Origin of the sequence: Caulobacter sp. DWR2-3-1b2 (genome assembly GCF_049896345.1) — a bacterium.
In the GTDB taxonomy this organism is placed as follows: domain Bacteria; phylum Pseudomonadota; class Alphaproteobacteria; order Caulobacterales; family Caulobacteraceae; genus Caulobacter.
In genome coordinates this window covers 771097-796513 of sequence record NZ_JAFCUC010000001.1, presented here as the reverse complement: position 1 = coordinate 796513, position 25417 = coordinate 771097, and the positions used below count along the sequence as shown (strand labels likewise).

Here is a 25417-nt window from a genome sequence, read left to right as displayed (position 1 = left end):
ACGGCGCAAAATGGTCTAGCAGGGAGCGGTATTGTCGCCGGAGTTTCCCGTCATGGTCCGCACCCTCAGCCTCATCCTCGCCCTGGGGGCCGCCCTGGCCCTGTCGGCCTGCGGGCCCAACGGCCGGCAGAAGCATAGTCTGGAGACCGCCAACGCCTTCATGGCCGCCAACGCCAAGCAGCCTGGCGTCGTCACCCTGCCCGACGGCCTGCAGTACAGGGTTGTCCGCTCAGGACCGGCCGAGGGCGGCAAGCCCGCGCCGATCGACGAGGTCACCGTCAACTACGAGGGCAAGCTGGTGGACGGCTTCGTGTTCGACAGCTCCTACGCGCGCCACCAGCCGGAAACCTTTCCCCTGCAAGGCCTGGTTCCGGCCTGGCAAGAGGCGCTTGTGATGATGCGACCCGGCGACGAATGGACCCTCTATGTGCCGCCGAGCCTGGGCTATGGCGCTGAGGACAAGGGTCCGATCCCCGGAAACAGCGTCATGATCTTCCGCATCGAGCTGGTCGCCGTGGAGTCCATGAAGATCCAGGCGCCCAAGGAACACGCCCCCACCTAGGCCGACCCAGTCGCGACCTGACCAAAGCAATACACGCGAATGACTCCTCCAAGCGTCGCTGCGGTAGGCGAGCGCCGCAGCTCAGGCTAGTGTCCCGTGATGGTCTCCTCCCCAGAAGCGCTTTCGGCCCGCGCCGTCGATATCCTGGCCACGCTGGTGGCTTTCGACACCACGTCGCGTCGTTCCAACCTGGCCCTGATCGAATGGGTGGAGGCCTATCTGTCCGACCTGGGCGTCGCCTCGCGGCGGGTGCCCAACGCGGACGGGACCAAGAGCAACCTGCTGGCCAGCATCGGTCCGGCCGTTCCGGGCGGCGTGGTGCTGTCTGGCCATACCGACGTGGTGCCGGTCGATGGCCAGCCCTGGACCAGCGACCCTTTCGTCCTGACCTCGCGCGGCGGCCGACTCTATGGCCGGGGAACCTGCGACATGAAGGGGTTTCTCGCCCTGGCCCTGGCCGCCGCGCCCGACCTGGCGGCCGCCACGCTCGACCGCCCTGTCCACCTGGCCTTCTCCTATGACGAGGAGGTCGGTTGCTTGGGCGCGCCCGACATGATCGCGGTGATCGCCACCGAATTGCCCCGTCCCGCCCTCGTGGTGGTCGGCGAGCCCACCGACATGGTGGCGGTGCGCGGCCACAAGGGTATCGCCAGCTTCCGCGTCACGGTCACCGGACGCGAGGCCCACTCCAGCCTGACCCATCTGGGCGTCTCGGCCAACATGTTCGCCGTCAAGCTGATGAGCCATCTGGTCGATCTGTCGGAGCGGCTGGAGCGCGAGGCCGACCCGGACTCGCCGTTCATGCCCAAGGGCGCCAGCCTGACGGTCGGTCAGGTGAACGGCGGCACGGCAGTCAACATCCTGGCGCGCGAATGTGTGTTCATCTTCGACCTGCGAATGCCGGCCGGTCTGAACGCCCAGACGATCCTATCCGACTTCTTCGCCCTGACCAAAACGCTGGACGCTCAGATCAAGGCCAAGGCCCCCGAGGGCGGCGTGGTGGTCGAGACCCGCTCGATGACCCCGCCCTTCGCGCCGGAGATCGACGGCGTCGCCGAGACCTTCGCCCGCCGCATCGCCGGCGACAATGGCCCGCCCCGCGTCGTGCCCTACGCCGCCGAGGCTGGCCAGTTCCAGGGGGCGGGCTTCTCAACCGTGATCTGCGGCCCCGGCTCGATCGACCAGGCCCACCAACCCGACGAATTCGTGGAAATCAGCCAGATGGAACGCGGCGCGACCTTCATGCGCCGGTTGATCGAGGACCTTTCCAAGGCCGGATGATCAGCCGGCGGCCAATGAAGGCTACGGGATCGATGCTCATGACCCGCAGGATCTCCCACGAGCCGACCTTGCGGCCGGCCTGGATCTGCCGTCGCGACGCCCAGATCCCAGCCAGCGCCTCGCGCTTCAGCGCCGCGCGGATGCCGCGCACCGCCGGTCCGGCGTCGCCACGCCGGAGATGCAGCAGCAGCAGTCCCGAGGTCACCGCCACGTGCAGCGGTGCGGTCAGCCAAAGCAGCAGCGGCGGGGTGTTCTTGATGAAGGTCCACACCCGATTGCGCGAGCCGTGGAAGACGGAGAAGTCCGAGCGGACGCCGGTGGTCGCCGAGCCGACATGGTCCACCCGCGCCTTCGGAACCAGAAGGGTCGCCTTCCCGGCCAGCCGCAGCCGATAGCCGAGATCAACGTCCTCGCAGTAGCAGAAGAACCGCTCGTCGAAGCCGCCCAGAGCCTGGAACAGCGCTCGGTCGATCAACGTCGCCGCGCCGCAGGCCGAGAACACCTCGCCCTCCGCCAGGGTCGCGGGCAGCTTTCTCCGGTAGCCGCCCCGGAACGGGATGCCGGACGAAGTCATGTTGTCGCCCGCCCCGTCCATCAACTCGGTCTCGTCGGCCACCAATTGCACGGTCGCGAACGAGCGAATGTCGGGGTGGCGGCGCGTGGCCGCGACGAGGGCCTCCAGCCAGTCCGGATGTGGATAGGCGTCAGGATTGAGCAGCGCCAGCCAGCGTCCCCGCGCCGTGCGCGCCGCCAGGTTGTTGCCAGCCGCAAAGCCAAGATTCGCACCGGGTTCAAGAAAACGTATCGCTGGGTTGGCCGCGACGGCGGCCTGAGGCGCGCCGTCCGTCGAGGCGTTGTCGACCAGCAAAATCTCGAAGTCAGTGAAAGTCTGGCCTTGCAGACCCGCCAAGCAGCGCTCAAGCGTCGCGCCGCTCTGATAGGAAACGAGGAGAATGCTGATAAGCGGCGGCGGGCCCATGAACGAACAGTCTATTGAATGCGAGTGGGAATTCTGGCTAACACAGCCCGACCGCGCCAAGGTACATTGATCGTGTGGAAACAAATCAAAGCTCTGGTGTGGCGGCGCCTGCCGGATATCTGCGAGGCGATTTCCGTTCGCCTGCCGGCGATACGCGCTTACCGCCGCTTCGGCTGGCGGCGTAAGCGCTCGACCTCCGGCGGTCCTATCGTCGTCGCCGGGTTTCATGGGGCGGTGCTGGGCCTGGGAGAGGCCGCCCGTGGCGTGGTCTCGGCGCTGGCTTCCACTGGAATGGCCGCCACCGCCTGGGACGTTTCGGAGCGCCTGGGTCATCCGCGCCAGCTCGATCATGGCGACGTCGCCACCCCACTTGGCGGGCCCGGCGTGATGATCGCTCACCTTAACCCGCCAGAGCTGATGCAGCTGATCGCCGCCGACTCGACGCCGTTCGAGGGCAAGCACGTTATCGGCTATTGGGCGTGGGAGCTGGCCGCCATCCCAGCTCTGTGGAGGCCGGCCTTTCGTTATGTCGATGAGATTTGGGCGCCCTCTCGATTCACAGCCGAGGCCATCCAGCGCGCCGCGCCGCGCGGCATGAGGGTGCGGATTGTGCCCCATTTCGTGTCCGTGGACCAACGACATCCGGCGCGGGCCCGATTTGGCCTGGATCCGGATCGGGTGATCGTGCTCTGCGCTTTCGACCTCCGTTCCACCCTGGCTCGCAAGAATCCCCTCGCTGCCTTGGAGGCTTTCCGCTTCGCCGCCGCCGACGCCCGCGCGCCCGTGACCCTGGTCTTTAAGACCGTAGGGGGGGCCGAGGCGCCGGAGGCCCTGGCCATGCTGCGGGCGGCGATCGGCAATACACCGGATGTGGTGTTGATCGAAGAGATCCTGACCGTCGCCGATCGCGACAGCCTGCTGGCCAGTTGCGACATTCTCCTGTCCCTGCATCGCTCCGAGGGTTTCGGCCTGCTGTTGGCCGAGGCGATGGCGGCGGGCAAGGCCGTAGTCGCCACGGGCTGGTCAGGCAATATGGACTTCATGGACGACTCGACCGCAGCCTTGATCCCATATTCCCTGGTCCCCGTTGATGATCCGCAAGGCATCTATCGCAAGGGCCTATGGGCACAGGCTGACGTGGCGGCGGCGGGTAAGGCCCTAGCCGAACTGATCGACGACCGCGCCCGCCGCGAGGCTCTGGGCGCCCGCGCCCGGAACGCCGCGCGCGACCAGCTCGCGGTGCGCGTCGTCGCCGACAACATGCGCCGCGCCCTCGATGGCTGGGGGCCTCCATCGACATCGCGGCCACATGACCTTGACGGACCTGTTCATGACTCTCGGCCAACTCCCGACCCCAGACGTCCTCTTGATCACGCCCCAGCGGCGCAATGACGAACGCGGCTGGTTTTCCGGGACAATTCGTCAATCTCTGCTGCAAGAGGCGGGCTTTACGGGGCGCGCTTTCGTACAGGACAATCACGCGTGCTCGACCAAGCGCGGCGTTGTGCGAGGCCTGCACTTCCAAAAGCCGCCGTATGCACAGGACAAACTGGTGCGCTGCGTACGCGGCGCGATCTTCGATGTCGCGGTCGATATCCGGCGCGGTTAGCCGACGTTCGGACATTGGGTTGGCGCGGAACTCTCGGCGTGCAACGACCACCAGTTGCTGGTCCCCAAAGGTTTTGCTCATGCCTACTGCACCCTGAACGACGACCGCGAGGCGCTCTATAAAGTGACCAACTATTACCAGCCCCAGGCCGAGGGCGCGCTCCGCTGGAACGATCCGGCGCTGGGCATTGACTGGAAGCTCCCGGCGGTCGAAATCACCGTCAATGCTCGCGACGCAGCGGCGCGCCTTCTGACCGACCTCGCCACACCCTTCGTGTACTGAACACAGCAGCAATCGGTTCCTGATCGGCGCGCCATGCGCTCGTCGGGATGACGGGTCGCCGTTCAATCGCCCTGACGTACAGCGCTCGCCCACTCCATCCTCACCGCCTCCACGTCTTCAGCCGCGGCGCCCGCCAGCCGCGCGAACGCGAACGCGTCCAATAGTCGTGCAGCCGCCCACACCGCCGCGCCGCGCACGGTCGGCGAAGGGTCCCCCAGCAGAGGCTCGACCACCGCCATTAGTCTCGCCTCGCCGCTATTGCCGATAGCGTACAGCACGTTGCGCACGAAACGGTCGCGGCCGATGCGCTTGATCGGGCTCTTGCTGAAGAGGGCCCGGAACGACGGGTCGTCGAGGCCGGCCAGCGCCGCCAGCGATGGCCCCTTCAGCGTCTCGCGCGCGTGGAAGGCCGCCTCGCTGGAAAGCTGGGCGAACTTGTTCCACGGGCAGACCGCCAGACAGTCATCACAGCCATAGATCCGATTGCCCAGCGCTTCACGGAACGCGACCGGGATGGGCCCGGCAAGCTCGATGGTCAGGTAGGAGATGCAGCGCCGGGCATCCAGCTGATAGGGGCTGGGAAAGGCGTTGGTCGGGCAGATGTCCAGGCAAGCGCTGCACGAGCCGCAGCGGTCGCGTTCGGGCGGATCGGCGGGCAGGTCGAGCGTGGTCAACACCGATCCGAGAAACAGCCACGAGCCGAACTGTCGCGACACCAGATTGGTGTGCTTGCCCTGCCAGCCCAGGCCGGCGCGCTGGGCCAGCGGCTTTTCCATAAGCGGCGCGGTGTCGACGAAAACCTTCACCTCGCCGCCGAACCGGCCGTGCATCCAACGGGCCAGGGCCTTGAGGCGCTTCTTGATCACCTCGTGATAGTCGTCGCCCTGGGCATAGACCGAGATCGCCGCGCGGCTCGGGTCCTCCAAGGCGACCAGGGGGTCGTGGTCGGGGCCGTAATTGACGCCCAGCACCACCGCCGTCCGGGCGTCGGTCCACATGGCGGTGGGGTGTGAACGCCGGTCCAGCGTCTCCTCCATCCAGCCCATGGCCCCGTGGAAGCCCTCGGCGACGAACTCGCGCAACCAGCCGCCATTGGGCCAAGCCTCGGAGGCGCTGGCGAAGCCGCAGGCGTCGAAACCCAGCCGCAGGGCCTCGGCGCGGATTTCGTCTCGCAGCGCGGAGTTGAGGTGGCTAGAAGTCGAGATCGTCATAGTGCGCGGCCGGCGCGAGGCCGGGCCAGCGGTCGGCCAGGATGGGCCGGAAGGCCGGCCTCGACTTGAGCTTCATGTACCAGGTCTTGGTCGCCGGGAAGTCCTTCCACGGCACGTCGCCGAAATAATCGATCACCGACAGGTGGGCGGCGGCGGCGAAGTCGCCCAGGCTCATCCGCCGGCCGGCCAGCCAGTCGCGGGTGTTGAGCAGCTCCTCGATATAGACCAGATGCTGGCGCAGGGCGTCGCGGCCCCGGCGCAGCGACGACAGGTCCGGCGCGCCCAGCCGCAGCAGGCGTTTCTCCATCTTCTCGTGTAGCAGGAAGCCGTTGACCTCGTTGTCGAACTTGCGGTCGAACCACTGCATCAGGCGGCGCGCCTCGGCCCGCTCGCCCGGCTCGCGGCCCAGCAAGGCGGGTTCGGGCTCCTGCTCCTCGATATGCTCGAGGATGGCGCGGTTCTCGGCGATCACCGTGGTGCGCTGGTGCCTGGTCTCGACCAGCACCGGCGGCACACCCGACGGGTTGAGCTTGAGGAATTCGGCCGGGCCTTCCCAATAGCGAACCTGGACCTCGACGAACGGCAGGCGCTTCTCGCCCAAGGCGAGACGCACCTGGCGCGAGGCCGGGTCCAAGGGGAAATGGTGAAGGGTACGTTCGACGCTCATGCCCACGCGCATTCAGGCTGCATCGTTTGATCGATGCGCCGTTTTGCTTAACAAGAACTTGCTGAACGCCGGTTGTTGGCCAAGTTAAGGGCCAAATCGAGACTATTCCACCTCAAGCTTGACCTTGGACCGCGCCGTTAACTCTTGAGATCAGGCCGGCGCGTTCATCCGGCCAATCAGGTTGGTGGTGCTCTGGCCCGCCTTCAGCTCGGCCAGAACCACCCGGCCGCCATAGCCCAGCACCACGTCGGAACCGACCACGGTCTCCACCGTATAGTCCGCCCCCTTGACCAGCACGTCGGGGCGGAAGGCCTTGATCAGGCCCAGCGGCGTCTCCTCGTCGAACAGCACCACCAAGTCCACCGACGACAGCGAGGCCAAGACGGTGGCGCGCGCACCCTCCTTCTGAACCGGACGGGTCGGGCCCTTCAGGCGCTGGACCGAGGCGTCGGTGTTGAGGCCGACGATGAGGCGATCGCAAGCGGCGCGAGCCTGGGCCAGCAGGGAGACGTGACCGGGGTGCAGCAGGTCGAAACAGCCGTTGGTGAAGCCAACCCTCAGGCCCCGCGCCCGCCAGCTGGCGACGACCGCCAGGGCGCCGTCGCGGTCGGCGATCTTGTCCTGGCCCGGATCGCCATGGGCCCCGAGGGCCAGGCCGACCAGCTCGTCGGCGGTGACCACGTCGGTGCCGATCTTGGCCACCACCAGGCCCGCAGCGAGGTTGGCGAGGCGGGCCGCGTCGAGTGGGGCCGCGCCCACGGCGAGCGCCAGCGCCAGGGTCGCGGCCACGGTGTCGCCCGCGCCGGAGACGTCGAACACCTCCAGCGCGGTGGCCGGCAAATGGACCGGCGCCGCGCCGCGCACGGCCAGGGTCATGCCGGCCCCGCCCCGTGTCACCAGGGCGGAGGCCAGGTTCGGGGCGGCGGCCAGGATGGCGTTGGCGGCCTCGGCGGCGGCCTCGTCGCCGGACCCCGTGACTCCCGTGGCCTCGGCGGCCTCGCGGCGGTTGGGTTTCACCAAGGTGGCGCCATCATAACGCGACAGGTCGCGGCTCTTGGGATCGACGATCACCGGCTTGCCGGCGGCATTGGCGGCGGCGATGGCGGCGCGCAACACCGGAACGCTGAGCACGCCCTTGGCGTAGTCCGACAGCACCACCACGTCGACCTGGCGCAGATGGGCGTTGAACGCCGCCAGCAGGACCGTGGCGTCGGCGTCGCCGCGATCTTCGCGGTCGGCGCGCAGCATCTGGTGCGAGCCGGAGATGTAGCGGGTCTTCTCGGTGGTCCGCCGCTTGGGATCGACGATCAGGGCGGAGTCGAAGCTGGCCTCGCGGTCGATCAGGTCGGTCAGGGTCCGCCCGGCGTCATCGTCGCCGATCATCCCGACCAGCACTGCCCGGCCACCCAGGGCCGCAACATTGCGGGCGACATTGCCGGCCCCGCCCAGCATCACGGTCTCGCGCTCGACGGCGATCACCGGCACCGGCGCCTCGGGCGAGATGCGGTCCACCGCGCCATAGACAAAGCGGTCGAGCATGACGTCGCCCAGCACCAGCACGGTGGCGCCCGCGAAGGCTCTCGGCAGCTTGGCCAGGATGTCGTCCATCGGGTCTTCGCTCGTCTCGTCGTGGAAGAGGCCATTTGGCCCTGCGAGGCCGTCTGGGCAAGTCTTCTACAGCGAGGCGGCTTCGCTGAACGCGCCGCCGTGCGGCTCGGCAACGCCGCGCGGATCGGGATGGATCAGGATGTCGGCGGTCGGAAAGGCCGCCAGCACCCGCGCCTCGGCCTCGACCATCAGGGTATGGACCACGACCAGGGGCGTCTCGGCGTCGAAATCCATGTGGGCCTGGATGTGGATGTGGGGGCCCGAAGCCCGGGTTCGCAGCTGGTGCACGCCGCTGATGCTCGGGTCAGCCGTGAGGAGGGCGAGGATCCGCGCCCGCTCGTCGTCGGGCAGCTCGCGGTCCATCAGCTGGTGCGACGCCTCGCGGAACACGCCGATGGCGCCCCAGACCAGCCACAGGGCGACGACCAGGCCGGCGGCGGAGTCCACCCAGGCCCAGTGCAGGAAGGCCGCCGCCGCTATGCCGACAAGGCTGACGGCGTTGGAGGCCAGGTCGGCGGCGTAGTGGGCCTTGTCGCTCGCCACGGCCACCGACCGGGTGCGCTTCATCACTTCGGATTGGGCGCGGATCAGGCCAAGGGTCAGCAGGATCGACACCGCCATCACCCCGACGCCCAGCACGCCGGCCTCGACGGGCTTGGGGTGCAGCATCGACCGCAGGGCCTCCTGACCGATCAGCGCCCCGGACGCGAAGACCAGCCCGGCCTGGGTCAGGCTTGAAAAGGCCTCGGCCTTGCCATGACCGAAGCGATGCTCGGCGTCGGGCGGCTCGGCCGCGTAGCGCACGGCGTAGAAGGTGACCAGCGAGGCGATCAGGTCCAGGCCGCTGTCGGCCAGGGAGGCGAGCATCGCCACCGAACCGCCAGCGATCCAGGCGACGCCCTTGATACAGATCAGGATCGTCGCGCAGCCGACCGACAGGGCGGTGACCTGACGGGTCAGTGTGAGGCCTTCGGCGGCGCTCAGGGCGGGGTGCGGGGCGGACATGATCGTTGTGTAGCAAGGCCCGCCGCGCAGCCCCAGCGCGAACGACTCGCGCGAGATGTTCGCAAGGCCGCGGGCGCGGATGGGGGACACACACCCAACCCACGACCTTGCAAGCACGGCCGAGACGACGGGATGGGTGTGTGTCCCCGTCTGATCCCCTAAGCTGCGGCCTTCGTCGGGGGCCCCACATAGACCGATTGCGGACGGATCAGCTTGCCCGTCGCCAACTGTTCGCGGGCATGAGCGATCCAGCCGGCCGTGCGGCCCATGGCGAAGACGCAGGTGAAGGCTGTCGGCGGCAGGCCCAGGGCCTCGAGGAGCAGGGCGGTGTAGAACTCGACATTGGTGTCCAACGGTCGGTCAGGCTTGCGTTCACGCAGCATGCGCAGGGCGGCCTGCTCGACGGCCTCGGCGAAGGCCAGACGCCCGGGGACAGCGTTCGAGGTCAGGGCCAGCTGGCGGATCGCCGCCTTCAGGGCGTCGGCGCGGGGGTCTCGGACCCGATAGATGCGGTGGCCGAAACCCATCAGCCGATCGCCCCGGTTCAGGGCCGCCACGATCCAGGCCTCGGCGTTGGCGGGCGTCCCAATGGCGTCGAGCATGTCGATCACCGGACCAGGCGCGCCGCCGTGCAACGGACCCTTCAGAGCCGACAGTCCGGCCAGGACCGCCGAGGTCAGGCCCGCGCGGGTGGACGCCACGACCCGGGCGGCGAAGGTCGAGGCGTTGAGGCCGTGGTCGCAGACGGTGACCAGATAGGCGTCCAGCGCCCTGGCCTCCCCTTCCGTGGCCGGCGCGCCCCGCGTCATTCGCAGCACGTCGGCGGCGTGCGACAGGGCAGCGTCAGGAGCGACCGCTTGCTGACCGGTGGCGACCCGCATCACGGCGGGTGTGAACACGGCTGGGGCGGCGATCAACAACAGGGCCGTGTTGAGGTCGTCGCCGTCGGGCAGACGGGCGATCAGGGCGCGGACGGCTTCGACCGGATCGCGCCTGGCCAGGTGTTCGTCGAGCGCCGCCACTTCGGCGAAGGCGCTGGCGCGGGCGGCGCCCAGAGCACGCGCCAAGTCCGACGGCAGGCTGTCGAAGAACCCATCAAGCAGCAGGTGGGCGACGTCCTCGAACGTGGCGCGGTGGGCGAGGTCTTCGACGGCATAGCCTCGGATGGTCAGGCGTCCGGCCTGGCCATCAACGTCGGAGAGCACGGTATGGGCGGCGATCACGCCTTCTAGACCTTCGGACATGGAGAGGTCTCCTTTCGCGCCTAATCCGCGTGCCCAGACCTTGATCGTCAATCTTGATCAATGTAATCAATATATATGGCCGATTGGATCGACGCGGAACAGGCGATGGCGACGCTGGGGGTGAGGGCCCAGACGCTGTACGCCTATGTCAGCCGGGGCCGGGTGGCCGCCGCCGCCCATCCCGACGATCCGCGCCGCAGCCTGTACCGCGCCTCCGATGTCGCCGCCCTAGCCGCCAAGAAGGCCCGGGGCCGCCGGGCCGCCGATGTCGCGGCCGAGGCCATCGCCTGGGGTGAGCCGGTCCTGCCCTCGGCGATCACCACGGTGATCAATGGCCGGCTCTATTATCGCGGCCAAGACGCGGTAGACCTAGCGCGGATGCATAGCCTGGAGCAGGCGGCCCGCCTGTTGCGCGGCGGCCATGGCGCGCCGCTGAAGGGGCCCGAGCCGAAAAAGCCCAAGAAGGGCGACACGCCACGCGCCCGGCTGTTCTCGACCTTGGCCGTCCGCGCCGGAATTGATCCCCCGGCCCGAGGGCGCGCGCCCTTGGCCCTGGCCATGGAGGCGGCCGGTCTGCTGGAGGCCGCCGCCGACGCGGTGGCCGGGGCAATCGGCGACGGCTCGATCCACCAGCGCCTGGCCGACGCCTGGGGCCTCGACGCCCAGGGCGCCGACCTCGTGCGCCGCGCGCTCGTCCTGCTGGCCGACCATGAGCTCAACGCCTCGACCTTCGCGGTCCGCGTGGCCGCCTCGACCGGCGCCTCGCTGGCGGCGGCGTCCCTGGCCGGGCTGGCGGCGCTGTCGGGGCCGTTGCATGGCGGCATGGCGGCGCGGGTCGAGATGTTCGTCGAGGATGCCGATCGGCGCGGACCTGGGCGGGCGGTGGCCGAGCGGTTGGCGCAGGGCTCGGCCATGCCCGGCTTCGGCCACCCGCTCTATCCCGACGGCGACCCGCGCGCGGCGGCCCTGTTGGACGCCCTCAAGGCACCGCCATTGCTGGCCGACCTGCGACGCGAGACCGAGGCCGCCACGGGCCTCCTGCCCAATATCGATTTTGCCCTGGTGGCGATGAGCCGGGCCCTCGCCCTCCCCATCGATGCGCCTTTCAGCCTGTTCGCGGTGGGGCGGATGGCGGGGTGGCAAGCGCATGCGATCGAGCAGCTGCAGACCGGGCAGTTGATCCGGCCCCGCGCCCGATACGTGGGGGTGCGGCCGGCGAGCTAAATCCTCTCCCTCTGGGGGAGGAGCTTTAAGCCCGCTCGTGAACCGCCTGCTCGGCCACCAGGGGCTGGGGCAAGCGCGAGACCATCTCCTTGGGGCAAACCTGCCAGAACAGGTCCCGCACCCGGTCCCAGTCGCGCAGCAGGCTGGCGGCGAAGGCCGAGTCCGTTTCGGAGGCGTGTTCGGTCACCAGCGAGCGCAGAACGCCTTCCCAATAGGGCGAGGCAAGGCGCTGGACGACGATGCTGTCGGGGTTGATATGGCCCTCGAAGCGGCCGTGCTGGTCAAGAACGAAGGCCATGCCGCCGGTCATCCCGGCCCCGAAATTACCGCCCGTCGGACCCAGGATCACCACCTGGCCGCCGGTCATGTATTCGCAGCCATTGGTCCCGCAGCCCTCGACCACGGTGGTGGCCCCGGAGTTGCGGACCGCGAACCGCTCGCCGGCCTGGCCCGCCGCGAACAGCCGCCCCGAGGTGGCCCCAAACAGCACGGTATTGCCCAGCAGGGTGTTTGTCTCGGGGGCCGCCAGGCCCCGCGCGGGCTTGATGACGATGGTCGCGCCCGACAGGCCCTTGCCGACATAGTCATTGGCCTCGCCGGTCAGCTCGATGCGCAGACCCTGGACCGCGAAGGCCCCCAGGCTCTGGCCGGCCGAGCCCTTGAGCTGGACGGTCAGGTGGCCGGCGGGCAGGCCGGTCATGCCGAACTTGCGCACGATGTGACTGGAGGTGCGCGAGCCGATCGAGCGGGCGGTGCTGCGAACCGTATAGGTCAGCTGCATCTTCTCGCCGCGCTCCAGCAGCGGCGCGGCGTCGCGGACGATCTGGGCGTCCAGCGTGTCGGGCACTTGATTGCGACCGCCCTCGACGGTGCAATAGGGCTTGTTGTGACCGGGGTCGGCCCGGACCAGCAGCGGGTTCAGGTCGAGGTCGTCGAGATGCTCGCCGCCCCGGCTGACCTGGGCCAGCAGGTCGGTGCGACCGACGATTTCCAGCAAGCTCTTGAAGCCCAGGCCGGCCAAGATTTCGCGCACCTCCTCAGCGATGAAGCTGAAGAGGTTGATGACCTTCTCCGGCGTGCCGGTGAACTTGGCGCGCAGGGCCTCGTCCTGGGTGCAGACCCCGACCGGGCAGGTGTTGGAATGGCACTGACGCACCATGATGCAGCCCATGGCCACCAGGGACGCGGTGCCGATGCCGAACTCCTCGGCGCCCAGCATGGCGGCGATCACCACGTCGCGGCCGGTGCGGATGCCGCCGTCCGTGCGTAGCACCACCGAGTGGCGCAGGTTGTTGAGCGTCAGGACCTGATTGGCCTCCGACAGGCCCATCTCCCACGGACCGCCGGCATATTTCACCGAGGTCTGCGAGGACGCGCCGGTGCCGCCGACATTGCCGGCGACGAGAATGACGTCGGCCTTGGCCTTGGCGACCCCGGCCGCGATGGCCCCGATGCCGGTGGCCGCCACCAGCTTGACCGTGACGCGGGCGATCGGGTTGATCTGCTTCAGATCATAGATCAGCTGCGCCAGGTCTTCGATCGAATAGATGTCGTGGTGCGGTGGCGGGCTGATCAGCATGACACCGGGCGTGGCGTGGCGGAGACGTGCAATCATCTCCGTCACTTTAAAGCCCGGCAATTGGCCACCCTCGCCGGGCTTGGCGCCTTGGGCGACCTTGATCTCGATTTCCCGGCATTGGTTCAGATATTCGGCGGTGACGCCAAACCTTCCTGAGGCCACCTGCTTGATGGCGCTGTTGGGGTTGTCGCCATTTGGCAAGGGCTTGTAACGCGCCGGGTCCTCGCCGCCCTCGCCCGACACCGACTTGGCCCCGATGCGGTTCATGGCGATGTTCAGCATGCCGTGGGCTTCCGGGCCCAGGGCGCCCAAGCTCATGCCCGGCGTGACGAAGCGCTTGCGGATCTCGTTGACGCTCTCGACGTCGTCGGTGGAGATCGGGTTGCGGTCCGAACGCCAGTCCAGCAGGTCGCGCAACTGCACGGGCTTCTGCGTGCGCAGGCCGTGCGACCACCGCCGATAGAGTTCGAAATCGCCGGTGTCGCAGGCGCTCTGCAGGGTGTGGATCAGCCGCGCCTCGAAGGCGTGGGTCTCGCCCGAACGACGCAGCTTGTAGAGGCCGCCGACCGGCAGGGTGACCGCCGCGCTGTCCCAGGCCTTGCGATGCAGCTCGACCGCCTTGCTCTCCAGGCCCGCAAGGCCGATCCCCGAGATGCGCGACGGCATGCCGGGGAAGAACTCGGCGGCCAAGGCGCGCGACAGGCCGACGGCTTCGAAATTGTAGCCGCCGCGATAGGACGAGATGACGCTGATGCCCATCTTGGAGATGATCTTCAGCAGCCCGGCCTCAATGGCGGTCTTGAAGTTGATGCAGACGTCGCGCAGCGACTTGTCGCCGAGCAGGCCGCGCTCCAGCCGATCCTGGAAGCTTTCCTGGGCCAGGTAGGCGTTGACCGCCGTGGCGCCGACGCCAACCAGCACCGCGAAATAGTGGGTGTCGAGGCACTCGGCCGAGCGGACGATGATCGAGACGTACGACCGCAGGCCCTTGGCGACCAGGTGGGCGTGAACGCCGCCGGTGGCCAGGATCATCGGCAGCGCCACGCGGCCCTGGGCTGAACCCTCATCGGTCAGGACGATGGCGCCGCAGCCGCGCAGCACGGCGTCTTCCGCGTCGGCCCGGATGCGGTCGAGATTGGCGCGCAGGGCGTCGCCGGGGCGAGCCTCCGGCGCGGGCAGCGGCATGGTGCAGTCGATGACCACCACGCTCTTCTCGCCCAGCAGGCCGTGGATACGCTCGTACATGCCGGTGGTGAGCACGGGGCTCTCCAGCACATAGACATCGGCCTGGGCCGCGTCCTGCGCGAGAATGTTGCCGAGGTTCTTGAACCGGGTCTTCAGGCTCATGACGCCGGTCTCCCGCAGGGGGTCGATCGGCGGGTTGGTCACCTGGCTGAAGTTCTGGCGGAAGAAGTGGCTGAGCGGCCGGTACTTTTCCGACAGCACGGCCAGGGGCGCGTCGTCACCCATCGAGCCGACGGCCTCCTTGCCCTCCTCGACCATAGGGGCCAGGACCATTTCCAGGTCCTCCAGCGAGAAGCCGGCGGCGGCCTGGCGGCGGGTCAGCTCCTCGCGGCCGTATTTGCGTGGCTCGGGGCCGGGGCCGATCTCCTTTTCGAGATCGACCATATTTCCCAGCCAATCCGTATAGGGATGGCGGCCGGCCAGTTCGTCGATGATGGCGTCTTCGCCGTAGAGCTTGCCCTCGGCCAGGTCGATGGCGATCATCCGGCCGGGCGAGATGGCCAGCTTGCGGGTGATGCGGCTCTCCTCGACGCCGCACATGCCGGCCTCGGAGCCCATGATCACCAAACCGTCGTCGGTATAGGCCACGCGCAGCGGGCGCAGGCCCGAGCGGTCCTTGCCGGCTACGACCCAGCGGCCGTCGGTGGCGCACAGGGCGGCCGGGCCGTCCCACGGCTCCATCACCGCGTTGCAATAGGCGTAGAGCGCCTGGTGCGGGGCGCTCATGTGCGCGTTGGCGGCTTCCGGCATCAGCAGGGCCTTAGTCATCGGCGCGTCGCGGCCGGCCCGGACCAGCACCTCGAAGGTGTTGTCAAGATTGGCGCTGTCGGACCCGCCCGGCTGGATCACCGGCTTCACGTCGTCCCCGAACTCACCGAAGGCGTCGGCCGCCATCTTGATCTCGTGGGACTTCATCCAGTTGATGTTGCCCTTGATGGTGTTGATCTCACCATTGTGGGCCAGCATCCGGAACGGCTGGGCCAGGCGCCATTCGGGGAAGGTGTTGGTGGAATAGCGCTGGTGGAAGATCGCCACCGCGGCGCTGAAGCGTTCATCCTTGAGGTCGGGATAGAACTCGTCGATGTGCTCGGCCAGAAACATACCCTTGTAGATCAAGGACTTCGCCGAGAACGAACACAGGTAGAAGCCCTGCAGGTTTTGGGCGTGGACGCGCTTTTCGATGCGCTTGCGGCACAGGAACAGGGCGCGCTCCAGGGCCTCACCCTCCAGGCCGGCCGGCGCGGCCAGCATGATCTGCTCGATCTCGGGCCGGGTGGCGTTGGCCTTCTCGCCGATCACCGAGGTGTCGACGGGCACCTGCCGCCAGCCATAGATATAGAAGCCGAAACGCAAGGCCTCGGCCTCGACGATGGTGCGGCAGGCCTCTTGGGCGGCGAGATCGGTACGCGGCAGGAAGACCTGGCCCACGGCGATCGGGCCCTGGCGCAGGGCGTGGCCGGTGCGGCGGACCTGGTCGACGAAGAAGTCCTGCGGCACGCTGACCAGCACGCCGGCCCCGTCGCCGGTCTTGCCGTCGGCGTCGACCGCGCCCCGGTGCCAGAGGGCCTTCAGGGCCTTGATCGCCAGCTCTACGACTTCGCGGCGCGGCTGGCCGTCGATGGCGCAGACCAGGCCGACACCGCACGCGTCGCGCTCGGTCGAGGGGTCATAGGCATGGCCGTCGATCAGGGCCTGGCGGTTCTTCAGATAGAGGTCCATCTGGGTCATCGTCTTGTCTCTCGCTCCTTCTCCCTTTGCGGGAGAAGGTGGCCGAAGGCCGGATGAGGGGTCGAAAGCCCTATCGGATAAGCCGGTGTGACCCCTCACCCGGCCGCTCTGCGGCCACCCTCTCCCGCAAGGGGAGAGGGAAACCAAGATTACTCCGCCGCGATCGAGATCGCAGCGCCCTTGGCCTGCAGATACTTGTGCATCGCGTCGGCGGCGTCGCGGCCGTCCTTGATGGCCCAGACCACCAGGGAGGCGCCACGCACGATGTCGCCGGCCGCGAACACGCCGTCCAGATTGGTCATCTGGTGGCGGACATCGGCCTTGACCGTGCCCCAGCGGGTGACCTTCAGGTCGGGCGCGGAAAACAGCTCCGGCAGGTTTTCCGGCTCGAAGCCCAGGGCCTTGATCACCAGCTGGGCGGGGCGATCGAAGTCGCCGCCGTCGATTTCCTCCGGCGATTGGCGTCCAGAAGCGTCCGGGGCCCCCAGGCGCATGCGGATGGCGCGCACGCCTGTCACGCCGCTGGCCTCGCCCATCACGGCGCGCGGGGCGGCCAGCCATTCGAAGACCACGCCCTCTTCCTCGGCGTTGGACACTTCGCGCATCGAGCCCGGCATGTTGGCCTTGTCGCGGCGATAGAGGCAGGTGACCGAGGTCGCGCCCTGGCGGATGGCTGTGCGCACGCAGTCCATGGCGGTGTCGCCGCCGCCGACCACGACCACGTCCTTGCCCTCGGCGTTCAGCTCGCCGCTGTCATAGGCAGGAACATCGTCGCCGAAGGTCTTCTTGTTGGAGGCGATCAGATAGTCGAGGGCCGGAACCACGCCGGCGCTGCCGGCGCCGGGGGCCACCAGGTCGCGGGCGGCATAGACGCCGGTGGCGATCAGCACGGCGTCATGCTGTGCGCGCAGCTCCGGCAGCGTGGCGTCGCGGCCGGCCTCGAAGTTCAGCCTGAACACCACGCCGCCGTCGGCCAGGCGCCTCGTGCGGCGCTCGACGACGTCCTTTTCCAGCTTGAAGCCGGGGATGCCGTAGATCAGCAGGCCGCCGGCCCTGTCGTGGCGGTCATAGACGGTGACGGCGTAGCCCTGTTCCCGAAGCAGCTCGGCCGCCGACAGACCGGCCGGACCGGCGCCGATGATCCCGACCGACTGGCCACGGTCCGGACCCGCCACCAGCGGCTTGACCCAGCCCATCTCCCAGGCCTTGTCGGCCAGGTAGCGTTCGACGGAGCCGATCGTCACCGTGCCGTGACCCGATTGCTCTATGACGCAGTTGCCTTCGCAGAGGCGGTCCTGCGGGCAAATCCTGCCGCAGACCTCGGGCATCGAACTGGTGGCTTCGGAGAGTTCGTAAGCCTCCTGGATCCGGCCCTCGGCCGTCATCCGCAGCCAATCGGGAATGTTGTTGTGCAGGGGGCAGTGGGTTTGGCAGAACGGCACGCCGCATTGCGAGCAACGCGCGGCCTGCTCGGTCGCCTTGGCGTCGATGAAATCGGCGTAGATCTCGTGGAAATCACCACTGCGCTCTTCCGCCGCCCGCTTTTCAGGCGTGCGACGGGCGACCGTGGTGAATTTCAGCATGCGTTCGGCCATGCGACTTCCCTCGTCCCCGCTTCCAGGGAAAAACTTGCGTGCGGTGGCGTCATACAGACTCTTGGCGGCAAGATGAATGCATTAGTCAAAATTATGGACGATTATAGCCACGTTGACTGAGTAAGTCGTGCGAGCGACTCTTAGCTGGGCGCTCTAATAGTCCACTTTATGGATAAACCGATTGTTTACCGTGTCGGGCGCACGCCAGACACCTTGATTCAAGGGGCCCTGGCCCTCGGGGGACTAAGATGCCGGATTGGCTGACAGCGATCGTTCTGGGCCTGGTCGAGGGCCTGACCGAATTCATTCCCGTCTCGTCGACCGGACACCTGCTGCTGACCAAGATCGCGCTCGGCCTCACCGACACCAGCTGGGACACCTTCATCGTGCTGATCCAGCTGGGCGCGGTGCTGGCGGTGGTCGCCCTTTACTTCCAGCGCCTGTGGACGGTGGTGATCGGCCTGCCGACCAAGCCAGAAGCCCGCCGCTTCGCGCTCAGCGTGATCCTCGGCTGTATCCCGGCCTTCGCCGCTGGCCTGGCCCTGCACGGGGTGATCAAGCACCTGTTCGACAACCCCTATATCCCGCAGATCATCTGCGTGTCGCTAATCGTCGGCGGGGTGATCCTGCTGATCGTCGACAAAAAAGCCCCCGCCCCCCGCGAGATGGACGGCATGGCCCTGAACCTGAAGACCGCCTTCTTCATCGGCCTGTTCCAATGCCTGTCGCTGTTGCCCGGAGTCTCGCGCTCGGGCTCGACCATCGTCGGCTCGATGCTGCTGGGCGTCGATCGCAAGGCCGCCGCCGAGTTCAGCTTCTTCATGGCCATCCCGATCATGGTCGGGGCCTTCGCGCTCGACCTGCTCAAAAACTACAAGGACATCGACACAAGCCAGGCTGGGATCATCGCCATCGGCTTCGTGGTGTCGTTCCTGTCGGGCCTGCTGGTGGTGAAGTACATGATCGACTTCGTCGGCAAGCGCGGCTTCACCCCTTTTGCGTGGTGGCGGATCGTGGTGGGGGTCGTGGGGCTGGGGCTGATCTACATTCCGCGCTAAGCGCTAAAAGCCCTCTCCCAGAGGGTTTTCTTTTCCCTAGAACGCCCCCGTCGGGACCTCGGCATATTGGCCGCCCTTGCGGTAGCGGTAGAGGTAGGATGGGACCACCGACTCGACGGTGGTCGGAACCACGCCCATCTCGGCCAGGCCCGGCAGGCCCTTGTCCGCCACATTGTCGGCCTTCAGCGACTCGACTTGGTCGCTGGTCAGCGGCGGGGTCAAGGGCGACAGGTCGCCGACCTTGCCGATGAAGCTGGCGGCGAACCACGGGATCGGCGCCAGGAGGCGGTTCCGGCCCGTCTCGCGCAGGATCATCTCCAGCAGCTGCTTGAAGCTGTAGACCACCGGGCCGCCCAGCTCATAGGTCAGGCCCTCGGCGGCCGGGCTGGCGACCGCCTTGGCCACTGCGGCGGCCACGTCGCCGACATAGACCGGCTGGAATTTGGTCTCGCCGCCGCCGATCAGCGGCAGGGCGGGGAACAGGGCGGCCATCTGCCCGAACTTGTTGAAGAACTTGTCGTCGGCTCCGAACACGATCGACGGCCGGATCACCACCGCGCCGGGGAAGGCCTCGCGCACAGCGGCCTCGCCCGCCGCTTTCGTCCGGGCGTATTTCGAAGGCGCGTTCGCATCGGCGCCGATGGCCGAGATCTGCACCAGGCGCTTGACCCCGGCGGCCTTGGCCTGCTCGGCGACCGTCTTGGCGCCCATGACATGCAAGGTCTGGAATTGCTGTCGGCCGGCCTCGAACAGCACGCCGACCAAGTTCACCGCGGCTTCCGCGCCGTCCAGCGCCCGGGCGACCGAGTCGACGTTGCGCAGATTGGCCTGCACCACCTCGATCTGGCCGACATCGCCCAGCATCCGCATCTTGTAGGCCAGGTTGGGGTTGCGCACCGCGACGCGGACCCGGTGGCCCGCCTTGGCGAGCTGCCTAACGACCTGGCCGCCGACGAAGCCGGAGCCGCCGAACACCGTGACCAGACCCTGCATGTTCTACCTCGTCCTAAACCCGTGGTCGGGGGATAGACGAGAGCGAGCCCATTCGCAATGAAATGCGCAACTAAGCGATTGACGGGATCAGAACCTTTGCATAAACGTCCCGGCCTCGCGGCGATCCACGGATTGCCTTGCGGGCCCAGGTGGCGGAATTGGTAGACGCGCTGGCTTCAGGTGCCAGTGACTGTAAGGTCGTGGAGGTTCGAGTCCTCTCCTGGGCACCACCCCCTACCAACCTTCGCGAGAAGGTCGGGGTGGCGCCGAACGAAAACCCGGCATCACAAGTTGAGTTTCACCCGCTTGGGGGGTTGAGACGGGCTGGCGGTCGCGGCGCCCAGGCGTTAGATATCCTGTTCATCCGGCCGACAGGGTCGGCGCCCCATATTCAGGCGTGTCGGGAAATTCGGGCGTCCGCGCGACGAAACCGAGGCGCGGAGACCACGAGACTTGGCCAACTTCCTGCATGAAGGCGATCTGCCGGGCGACGTCTTCGCCGGCGCGACCGCCATCGCCATCGATTCCGAGACCATGGGCCTGCGGCTGGGCCGCGACCCGCTGTGCGTCATCCAGCTGTCGTCGGGCGACGGCGACGCCCATGTGGTGCGCCTGGATCGCTCGACCTATGACGCGCCCAACCTCAAGCGCCTGCTGACCGATCCGGCGGTTGTGAAGCTCTTTCACTTCGGCCGCTTCGACATCGCCATGTTCCTGTTGCACCTGGGTGTCATGACGGCGCCCGTGTATTGCACCAAGATCGCCAGCAAGCTGGCCCGCACCTACACCGACCGCCATGGCCTCAAGGACGTGACGCGCGAACTGGTCGGGGTCGAGCTGTCCAAGGTCCAGCAGAGCTCGGACTGGGGTGCGGCGACGCTGTCGCCCGAGCAGTTGGCCTATGCCGCCTCCGACGTGCTGCATCTTCATGCCCTGCGCGAGCGGCTGAACGCCATGCTGGTCCGCGAGGGCCGCATGGACCTGGCCAACGCCGCCTTCGACTATCTTCCCCACCGCGCGGCCCTCGACCTGGCCGGCTGGGAAGATGTCGACATCTTCGCCCACACCTAAGGACGAAGCATGACCACCCTTGACGCGGACCGGGGCGCATACAGGCGGGACCTAAGCCGTTGGCGCAATCGCTCGCGTCGCGTGCGGCTGGCCCGGGTCCTGTTGCCGATCGCCATCCTGGCGATTCTCGCCAGCGTTGGCGGCCAGGTGGCCTGGCGCAGCTTCACCGGCGGGGACCGCCGACCGGCCGAGAGCAAGGCGCAGATTCGCATGATCTCGCCGCGCTTCCAGGGCCAGTCCAGCGACGGCCGGCCCTTCCTGATTACCGCCCGCTCGGCGGTGCGCGACGAGGCCGACCTCAAGCGCGTGTTCCTCGACGCCCCGACCCTGACACTGGGCGTCGGCAGCCCCGTCCCGACCCGCTCGACGGCCGATCGGGGGATCTATCGCGAGGATACACTGAAGCTCCAGCTGTTCGGCAATGTTCGCATGGACGACGGGGCCGGCTACCGCTTCGCCTCGAACGAGGCGATGGTCGACACGCGCACCGGAAACATCACCGGCGAAACCACGCTGAACGGCGAAGGCCCAACTGGACAGGTGCAATCCAACGCCTACTCCGTATATGACAAGGGCGACCGTATCGTCTTCCGGGGCGGCGTGAAGACGCGGCTCGATCGCAAGACGGGCGAGGCGGCCCCAGAATAGATGAGGACGTGGTTGATGAATCGATGGATGGCGCCGGCGGTGATCGCCCTCAGCCTCGCGGGGACCAGCCTTTCGGGCGGCGTCGCCCTGGCGCAGGTCGGATCCAACAGTTCCAGCGCGCCGGTCGATATCTCCGCCGACGAGCAGGAAGTCATCACCAGCCAGTGCAAGACCATCTTCCGAGGCTCGGTCGAGGTTCTGCAGGACAAGTCCCGCATGCGCGCCGCGACGATGACGGTATTCAATCGCCGCAAGACGCCGGGCAAGACCTCGACGGGTCCGGGTCCAGGCGGCAATGCCGACTGCGGCGACGTGGATCACGTCGTGGCCGACGGCAATGTGTTCTACGTGACGCCCGAACAGACCGTGCGCGGCGACCACGCCGTCTACGACTACGCCACCGACACCATCGTGGTGACCGGCGACGTCGTGGCTGTCCAGGGCCAGGATGTGGCGCGCGGCGACCGCATGACCATCAAGACCAAGACCAATGACGTGAAGATGGAATCCAACGCCACGGGTCGCGGCAAGACCCGCGTGCGCGCGGTGATCTATCCCGACCAGAACAAAAAGCCCGCCGTCGCTAAGCCGTAGGATCAAATGGCGTTCACGATGCAATATCTGGGGGCCGACAAGACGGCCGGCGACGGCCTTTTCGTCGATGCGATCGGCAAGTCGTTCGGCGATCGTCCGGTCGTCAAGAGCGTGTCGCTGACCCTCAAGCGCGGCGAGGTCGCGGGCTTGCTGGGCCCCAACGGCGCGGGCAAGACCACCTGTTTCTACATGATCACCGGCTTGGTCGCCGCAGACTACGGCTCGATCTTCCTGGACGGCGAGGACATCACCGGCCAGCCGATGTTCCAACGGGCCCGCATGGGTGTCGGCTACCTGCCCCAGGAAGCCTCGATCTTTCGCGGCATGACCGTCGAGCAGAACGTCATGGCCGTGGTCGAGATGCGCCAGAAGAACCAGCGCCAGGCCCGCGAGCAGGTGACCAGCATCCTGGAAGAGCTGCGCATCACCCACATCCGCAAGTCGCCGGCCGTCGCCCTGTCGGGCGGAGAGCGGCGCCGGGTGGAAATCGCCCGCGCGCTGGCCAGCGAGCCGTCGTTCATGCTGCTGGACGAGCCCTTCGCCGGCATCGATCCCCTGGCGATCGCCGACATCCGCGAGGTCATCGGCTATCTGAAGGGCCGCGGCATCGGCATACTGATCACCGACCACAATGTCCGCGAGACGCTGGACATCATCGACCGCGCCTCGATCATCCATGCTGGCGAGGTGCTGTTCGAAGGCTCTCCCCAGGAGATCGTCGACAATCCCGAAGTGCGCCGGGTTTACCTGGGCGACAGTTTCGCCGAGCGCGGCTAGGCATATCCTGCGGCCCGCGACCCCGCGATGGTCGGGGCGGACGGCGATCCGGTCCTAAGGATCGCGTTCACCAATGCCGTGTCCGACACGCATTCGGGCCTCTCGGACAAGAAAACCGACGATATCTCGGGACGAGATGGTCGCAGCGGCACGCTTTTTGCTGACGTTGGCGCCCCGTTAACCAGACTGCTCTTCAATGGTGATCGACACCGGTTCGATTTGCCCAGGAGGGCGCCTTGGCTCTCGGCCACAGATTGGAGCTTCGACAAGGCCAAGGCCTCGTCATCACGCCGCAGCTTCAGCAGGCCATCAAGCTGCTGCAGTTGTCGAACCTCGAACTCGACGCCTTCGTCGAGGCCGAGCTCGAGCGTAATCCCCTGCTCCAGCGCGAAGATGGCCCAGTCGAGGCCGAGCGCGCGTCCGAAGCCCCCGAAGGCGCGACCGAGAACCTCGGCCTGGACTCGGTGTCCGACAGCGCCGCCAGCGGCCAGATGGACGCCACGCCCGACGACGTCTCGCCCGGCGAGCGCGCCACCGGCGATGGCCCAGACTCGGAAAATGGAGCCGAGCAGGCCGGCGGGGCCATCGACTGGTCGCGCACCGGCGGCGGCGGCAATTTCGAGAGCGACGACAATTACGAAAGCGCCCTTACCCGGCCCCCGACCCTGACCGAGCACCTGACCGGCCAGCTGTCGGTGGCGGGTCTCTCCCCCGCCCAGAACGTGGTGGCCCGGGTGCTGATCGACGCGGTGGACGAGACCGGCTATCTGCGCGCCGACCTCGGTGAGGTGGCCGAGCGCCTGGGCTGCGAGCTTGCCTTCGTCGAAGGGGTTCTGGGCGCCCTTCAGGGCTTCGAGCCAGCCGGCGTCCTGGCCCGCGATGTGCGCGAGTGCCTGGCCCTGCAGCTGAAGGACGTCAATCGCTACGACCCCTGCATGGCCGCCCTGCTGGACAATCTGGACCTGCTGGCCAAGCGCGACATGAATGGCCTGCGCAAGATCTGCGGCGTCGACGACGAGGACCTGCGCGAAATGATCGCCGAGATCCGCGCCCTGACCCCCCGCCCCGGCGCGGCTTTCCACTCCGACCCGCCCCAGACCCTGGTGCCCGACGTCCATGTGCGTGAGACGCCCGGGGGCCTGTGGCATGTCGAGCTCAACACCGACACCCTCCCCAAGGTGCTGGTCGACCAGCGCTACCACGCCCGGGTCAGCAAGGGCGCGCGCAGCGACCAGGAAAAGAGCTTCGTCTCCGACTGTTTCGCCACCGCCAACTGGCTGGTAAAAAGCCTGGACCAGCGGGCCAAGACCATCCTCAAGGTCTCCAGCGAGATCGTCCGCCAGCAGGACGGCTTCCTCGCCTACGGCGTCGAGCACCTGCGGCCGCTGAACCTCAAGACCGTCGCCGACGCCATCGGCATGCACGAGAGCACCGTCAGCCGGGTGACCTCCAACAAGTACATGGCCACCCCGCGCGGGGTGTTCGAGCTGAAATACTTCTTCACCTCGGCCATCCAGGCCACCGAGGGCGGCGAGGCCCATTCGGCCGCCAGCGTCCGCCACAAGATCAAGGGCCTGGTCGAGGCCGAGCGCAGCGAAGCCGACGTCCATTCCGACGACGCCATCGTCGAGATCCTCAAGGGGGCCGGCGTCGACATCGCCCGCCGCACCGTGGCCAAGTACCGCGAGGCCCTGCGAATTCCCTCCTCGGTCGAGCGTCGACGGCTGATCAAGGAAACCGCGTAAAAAGGATCGATGGCGCATAGCCACGAAGGCCGCGCTCTGCGTTTCTAGAGACGCGACCAAAGGCGAAGCATGACGACCCAGAGTTTGTCCGACGTGATCGAGGGGTTTGGCGAGGACACACGCCCCGTTCTGACCGTCGGCCAGATGCTGGAGCAGTTCGATAGCCGCGCCTTCGGGGCCATGCTGTTCGTGTTCGGACTGCTCAACTGCCTGCCCCTGCCGCCAGGCTCCTCGACCATCCTCAGCCTGCCGATCTTGCTGCTGGCCCCGCAGATCGCCTGGGGCTCGGATATTCCATGGCTGCCGCGCAAGCTGGTTCACCATCCCCTGAAACGCGACGACCTGCGAGGCCTGTTCCGTAGGCTGACGCCGATCGTCCGGCGGATGGAGCTGGTCACCCGCCCGCGCCTGGAGATGTTGTTCGCGCCGGCCGGCGAGCGGATGATCGGCGTGGTCTGCACCCTGCTGGCCATGGTGCTGGTGCTGCCGATCCCCCTGGGCAACCTCGCGCCGGGCGCGACGGTGGCGGTGCTGTCTCTGGCCCTGCTGCAGCGTGACGGCCTGCTGGCCTTGGCGGGCTATCTGATGGCGGCGGTCAGCGTCGGCCTGCTGGTGCTCAGCGCCGGTGTCGTCATGGCTGCGGTCGAACGCCTGCTAGACATGTTTTCAGGGCTGTTTTAAGTCGCCTTGGCGGCGCTTGACACCACGTCAG

Annotated in this window: 20 protein-coding genes, 1 tRNA gene and 1 pseudogene; 13 read left to right on the top strand and 9 right to left on the bottom strand. The window is 67.6% G+C overall.

Translation table 11 applies throughout. From position 1 onward, the window contains the following. The first annotated feature begins 52 nt into the window (after positions 1-52). On the top strand, positions 53-562 hold the full coding sequence (locus ACP694_RS03815; RefSeq protein ID WP_426010539.1) for an FKBP-type peptidyl-prolyl cis-trans isomerase: 510 nt from the start codon (positions 53-55) through the stop codon (positions 560-562). A gap of 99 nt (positions 563-661) precedes the next feature. Beyond that, a complete protein-coding gene (gene argE, locus ACP694_RS03810; RefSeq protein ID WP_426011287.1) occupies positions 662-1843 on the top strand; it encodes an acetylornithine deacetylase in 1182 nt (393 codons plus the stop codon). On the opposite strand, the gene ACP694_RS03805 is transcribed toward argE, so the two are convergent. Beyond that, positions 1803-2822, bottom strand: coding sequence for a glycosyltransferase family 2 protein (locus ACP694_RS03805; protein WP_426010537.1), 1020 nt, complete (start codon positions 2820-2822; stop codon positions 1803-1805). The two genes, argE and ACP694_RS03805, sit on opposite strands and share 41 nt — an antisense overlap. Before the next feature lie 72 nt (positions 2823-2894). On the opposite strand from ACP694_RS03805, the gene ACP694_RS03800 reads away from it, so the two are divergent. Together ACP694_RS03800 and rfbC are read left to right on the top strand one after the other, a co-directional pair. Then, positions 2895-4214, top strand: a complete 1320-nt coding sequence (locus ACP694_RS03800) for a glycosyltransferase family 4 protein (RefSeq protein WP_426010535.1) — start codon at positions 2895-2897, stop codon at positions 4212-4214. After that, a pseudogene (gene rfbC, locus ACP694_RS03795) lies at positions 4099-4713 on the top strand (dTDP-4-dehydrorhamnose 3,5-epimerase). The gene ACP694_RS03800 and the pseudogene rfbC overlap by 116 nt, the downstream one beginning before the upstream one ends. A 62-nt stretch (positions 4714-4775) precedes the next feature. Here rfbC and queG read toward each other — a convergent pair. The 5 genes from queG to ACP694_RS03770 form a co-directional block, all read right to left on the bottom strand. Further along, entirely contained in the window at positions 4776-5924 is a 1149-nt protein-coding gene (gene queG, locus ACP694_RS03790; protein WP_426010533.1) for a tRNA epoxyqueuosine(34) reductase QueG, read from the bottom strand. Further along, positions 5905-6591: a glutathione S-transferase family protein gene (locus ACP694_RS03785; protein WP_426010532.1), complete on the bottom strand. Its 687-nt coding sequence runs from the start codon at positions 6589-6591 to the stop codon at positions 5905-5907. The genes queG and ACP694_RS03785 overlap by 20 nt, the downstream gene beginning before the upstream one ends. 150 nt (positions 6592-6741) lie before the next feature. Beyond that, positions 6742-8199, bottom strand: coding sequence for a D-glycero-beta-D-manno-heptose-7-phosphate kinase (gene rfaE1 / locus ACP694_RS03780; protein WP_426010530.1), 1458 nt, complete (start codon positions 8197-8199; stop codon positions 6742-6744). Positions 8200-8265: 66 nt separating this feature from the next. Beyond that, on the bottom strand, positions 8266-9204 hold the full coding sequence (locus ACP694_RS03775; RefSeq protein WP_426010528.1) for a cation diffusion facilitator family transporter: 939 nt from the start codon (positions 9202-9204) through the stop codon (positions 8266-8268). A 158-nt stretch (positions 9205-9362) separates the two neighbouring features. Further along, a complete protein-coding gene (locus ACP694_RS03770) occupies positions 9363-10448 on the bottom strand; it encodes a citrate synthase/methylcitrate synthase (RefSeq protein ID WP_426010526.1) in 1086 nt (361 codons plus the stop codon). Between the two features lie 75 nt (positions 10449-10523). Here ACP694_RS03770 and ACP694_RS03765 point away from each other — a divergent pair, with 75 nt between their 5' ends. Beyond that, on the top strand, positions 10524-11672 hold the full coding sequence (locus ACP694_RS03765) for a citrate synthase (RefSeq protein ID WP_426010525.1): 1149 nt from the start codon (positions 10524-10526) through the stop codon (positions 11670-11672). 25 nt (positions 11673-11697) lie between these two features. On the opposite strand, the gene gltB is transcribed toward ACP694_RS03765, so the two are convergent. After that, positions 11698-16224 carry a glutamate synthase large subunit gene (gltB, locus tag ACP694_RS03760; RefSeq protein ID WP_426010523.1) on the bottom strand — a complete coding sequence of 1509 codons (4527 nt, stop codon included), beginning with the start codon at positions 16222-16224 and terminating at the stop codon, positions 11698-11700. 149 nt (positions 16225-16373) lie between these two features. After that, on the bottom strand, positions 16374-17819 hold the full coding sequence (locus tag ACP694_RS03755) for an NAD(P)-dependent oxidoreductase (protein ID WP_426010521.1): 1446 nt from the start codon (positions 17817-17819) through the stop codon (positions 16374-16376). 248 nt (positions 17820-18067) lie between these two features. Here ACP694_RS03755 and ACP694_RS03750 point away from each other — a divergent pair, with 248 nt between their 5' ends. After that, positions 18068-18877 (top strand): undecaprenyl-diphosphate phosphatase, encoded by an 810-nt coding sequence (locus ACP694_RS03750; RefSeq protein WP_426010519.1) that lies wholly within the window; start codon positions 18068-18070, stop codon positions 18875-18877. Between the two features lie 36 nt (positions 18878-18913). On the opposite strand, the gene ACP694_RS03745 is transcribed toward ACP694_RS03750, so the two are convergent. Beyond that, on the bottom strand, positions 18914-19870 hold the full coding sequence (locus ACP694_RS03745) for a complex I NDUFA9 subunit family protein (protein WP_426010517.1): 957 nt from the start codon (positions 19868-19870) through the stop codon (positions 18914-18916). 143 nt (positions 19871-20013) lie between these two features. On the opposite strand from ACP694_RS03745, the gene ACP694_RS03740 reads away from it, so the two are divergent. From ACP694_RS03740 to ACP694_RS03710, 7 genes are all read left to right on the top strand, one after another. Further along, positions 20014-20100, top strand: a tRNA-Leu gene (locus ACP694_RS03740). A 223-nt stretch (positions 20101-20323) separates the two neighbouring features. Next, the gene (locus ACP694_RS03735; RefSeq protein ID WP_426010515.1) at positions 20324-20941 is read left to right on the top strand and encodes a ribonuclease D; all 618 of its coding nucleotides are present in this window, start codon (positions 20324-20326) and stop codon (positions 20939-20941) included. A gap of 9 nt (positions 20942-20950) precedes the next feature. Then, positions 20951-21589, top strand: a complete 639-nt coding sequence (gene lptC / locus ACP694_RS03730; protein WP_426010514.1) for an LPS export ABC transporter periplasmic protein LptC — start codon at positions 20951-20953, stop codon at positions 21587-21589. Between the two features lie 15 nt (positions 21590-21604). Beyond that, positions 21605-22183, top strand: coding sequence for an LptA/OstA family protein (locus ACP694_RS03725; RefSeq protein ID WP_426010512.1), 579 nt, complete (start codon positions 21605-21607; stop codon positions 22181-22183). An 18-nt stretch (positions 22184-22201) separates the two neighbouring features. Beyond that, positions 22202-22960, top strand: coding sequence for an LPS export ABC transporter ATP-binding protein (gene lptB / locus ACP694_RS03720; protein WP_426011286.1), 759 nt, complete (start codon positions 22202-22204; stop codon positions 22958-22960). 236 nt (positions 22961-23196) lie between these two features. After that, positions 23197-24705, top strand: a complete 1509-nt coding sequence (gene rpoN, locus ACP694_RS03715; protein ID WP_426010510.1) for an RNA polymerase factor sigma-54 — start codon at positions 23197-23199, stop codon at positions 24703-24705. 69 nt (positions 24706-24774) lie between these two features. Further along, a complete protein-coding gene (locus tag ACP694_RS03710; protein ID WP_426010509.1) occupies positions 24775-25386 on the top strand; it encodes an exopolysaccharide biosynthesis protein in 612 nt (203 codons plus the stop codon). Positions 25387-25417 lie beyond the last annotated feature (31 nt).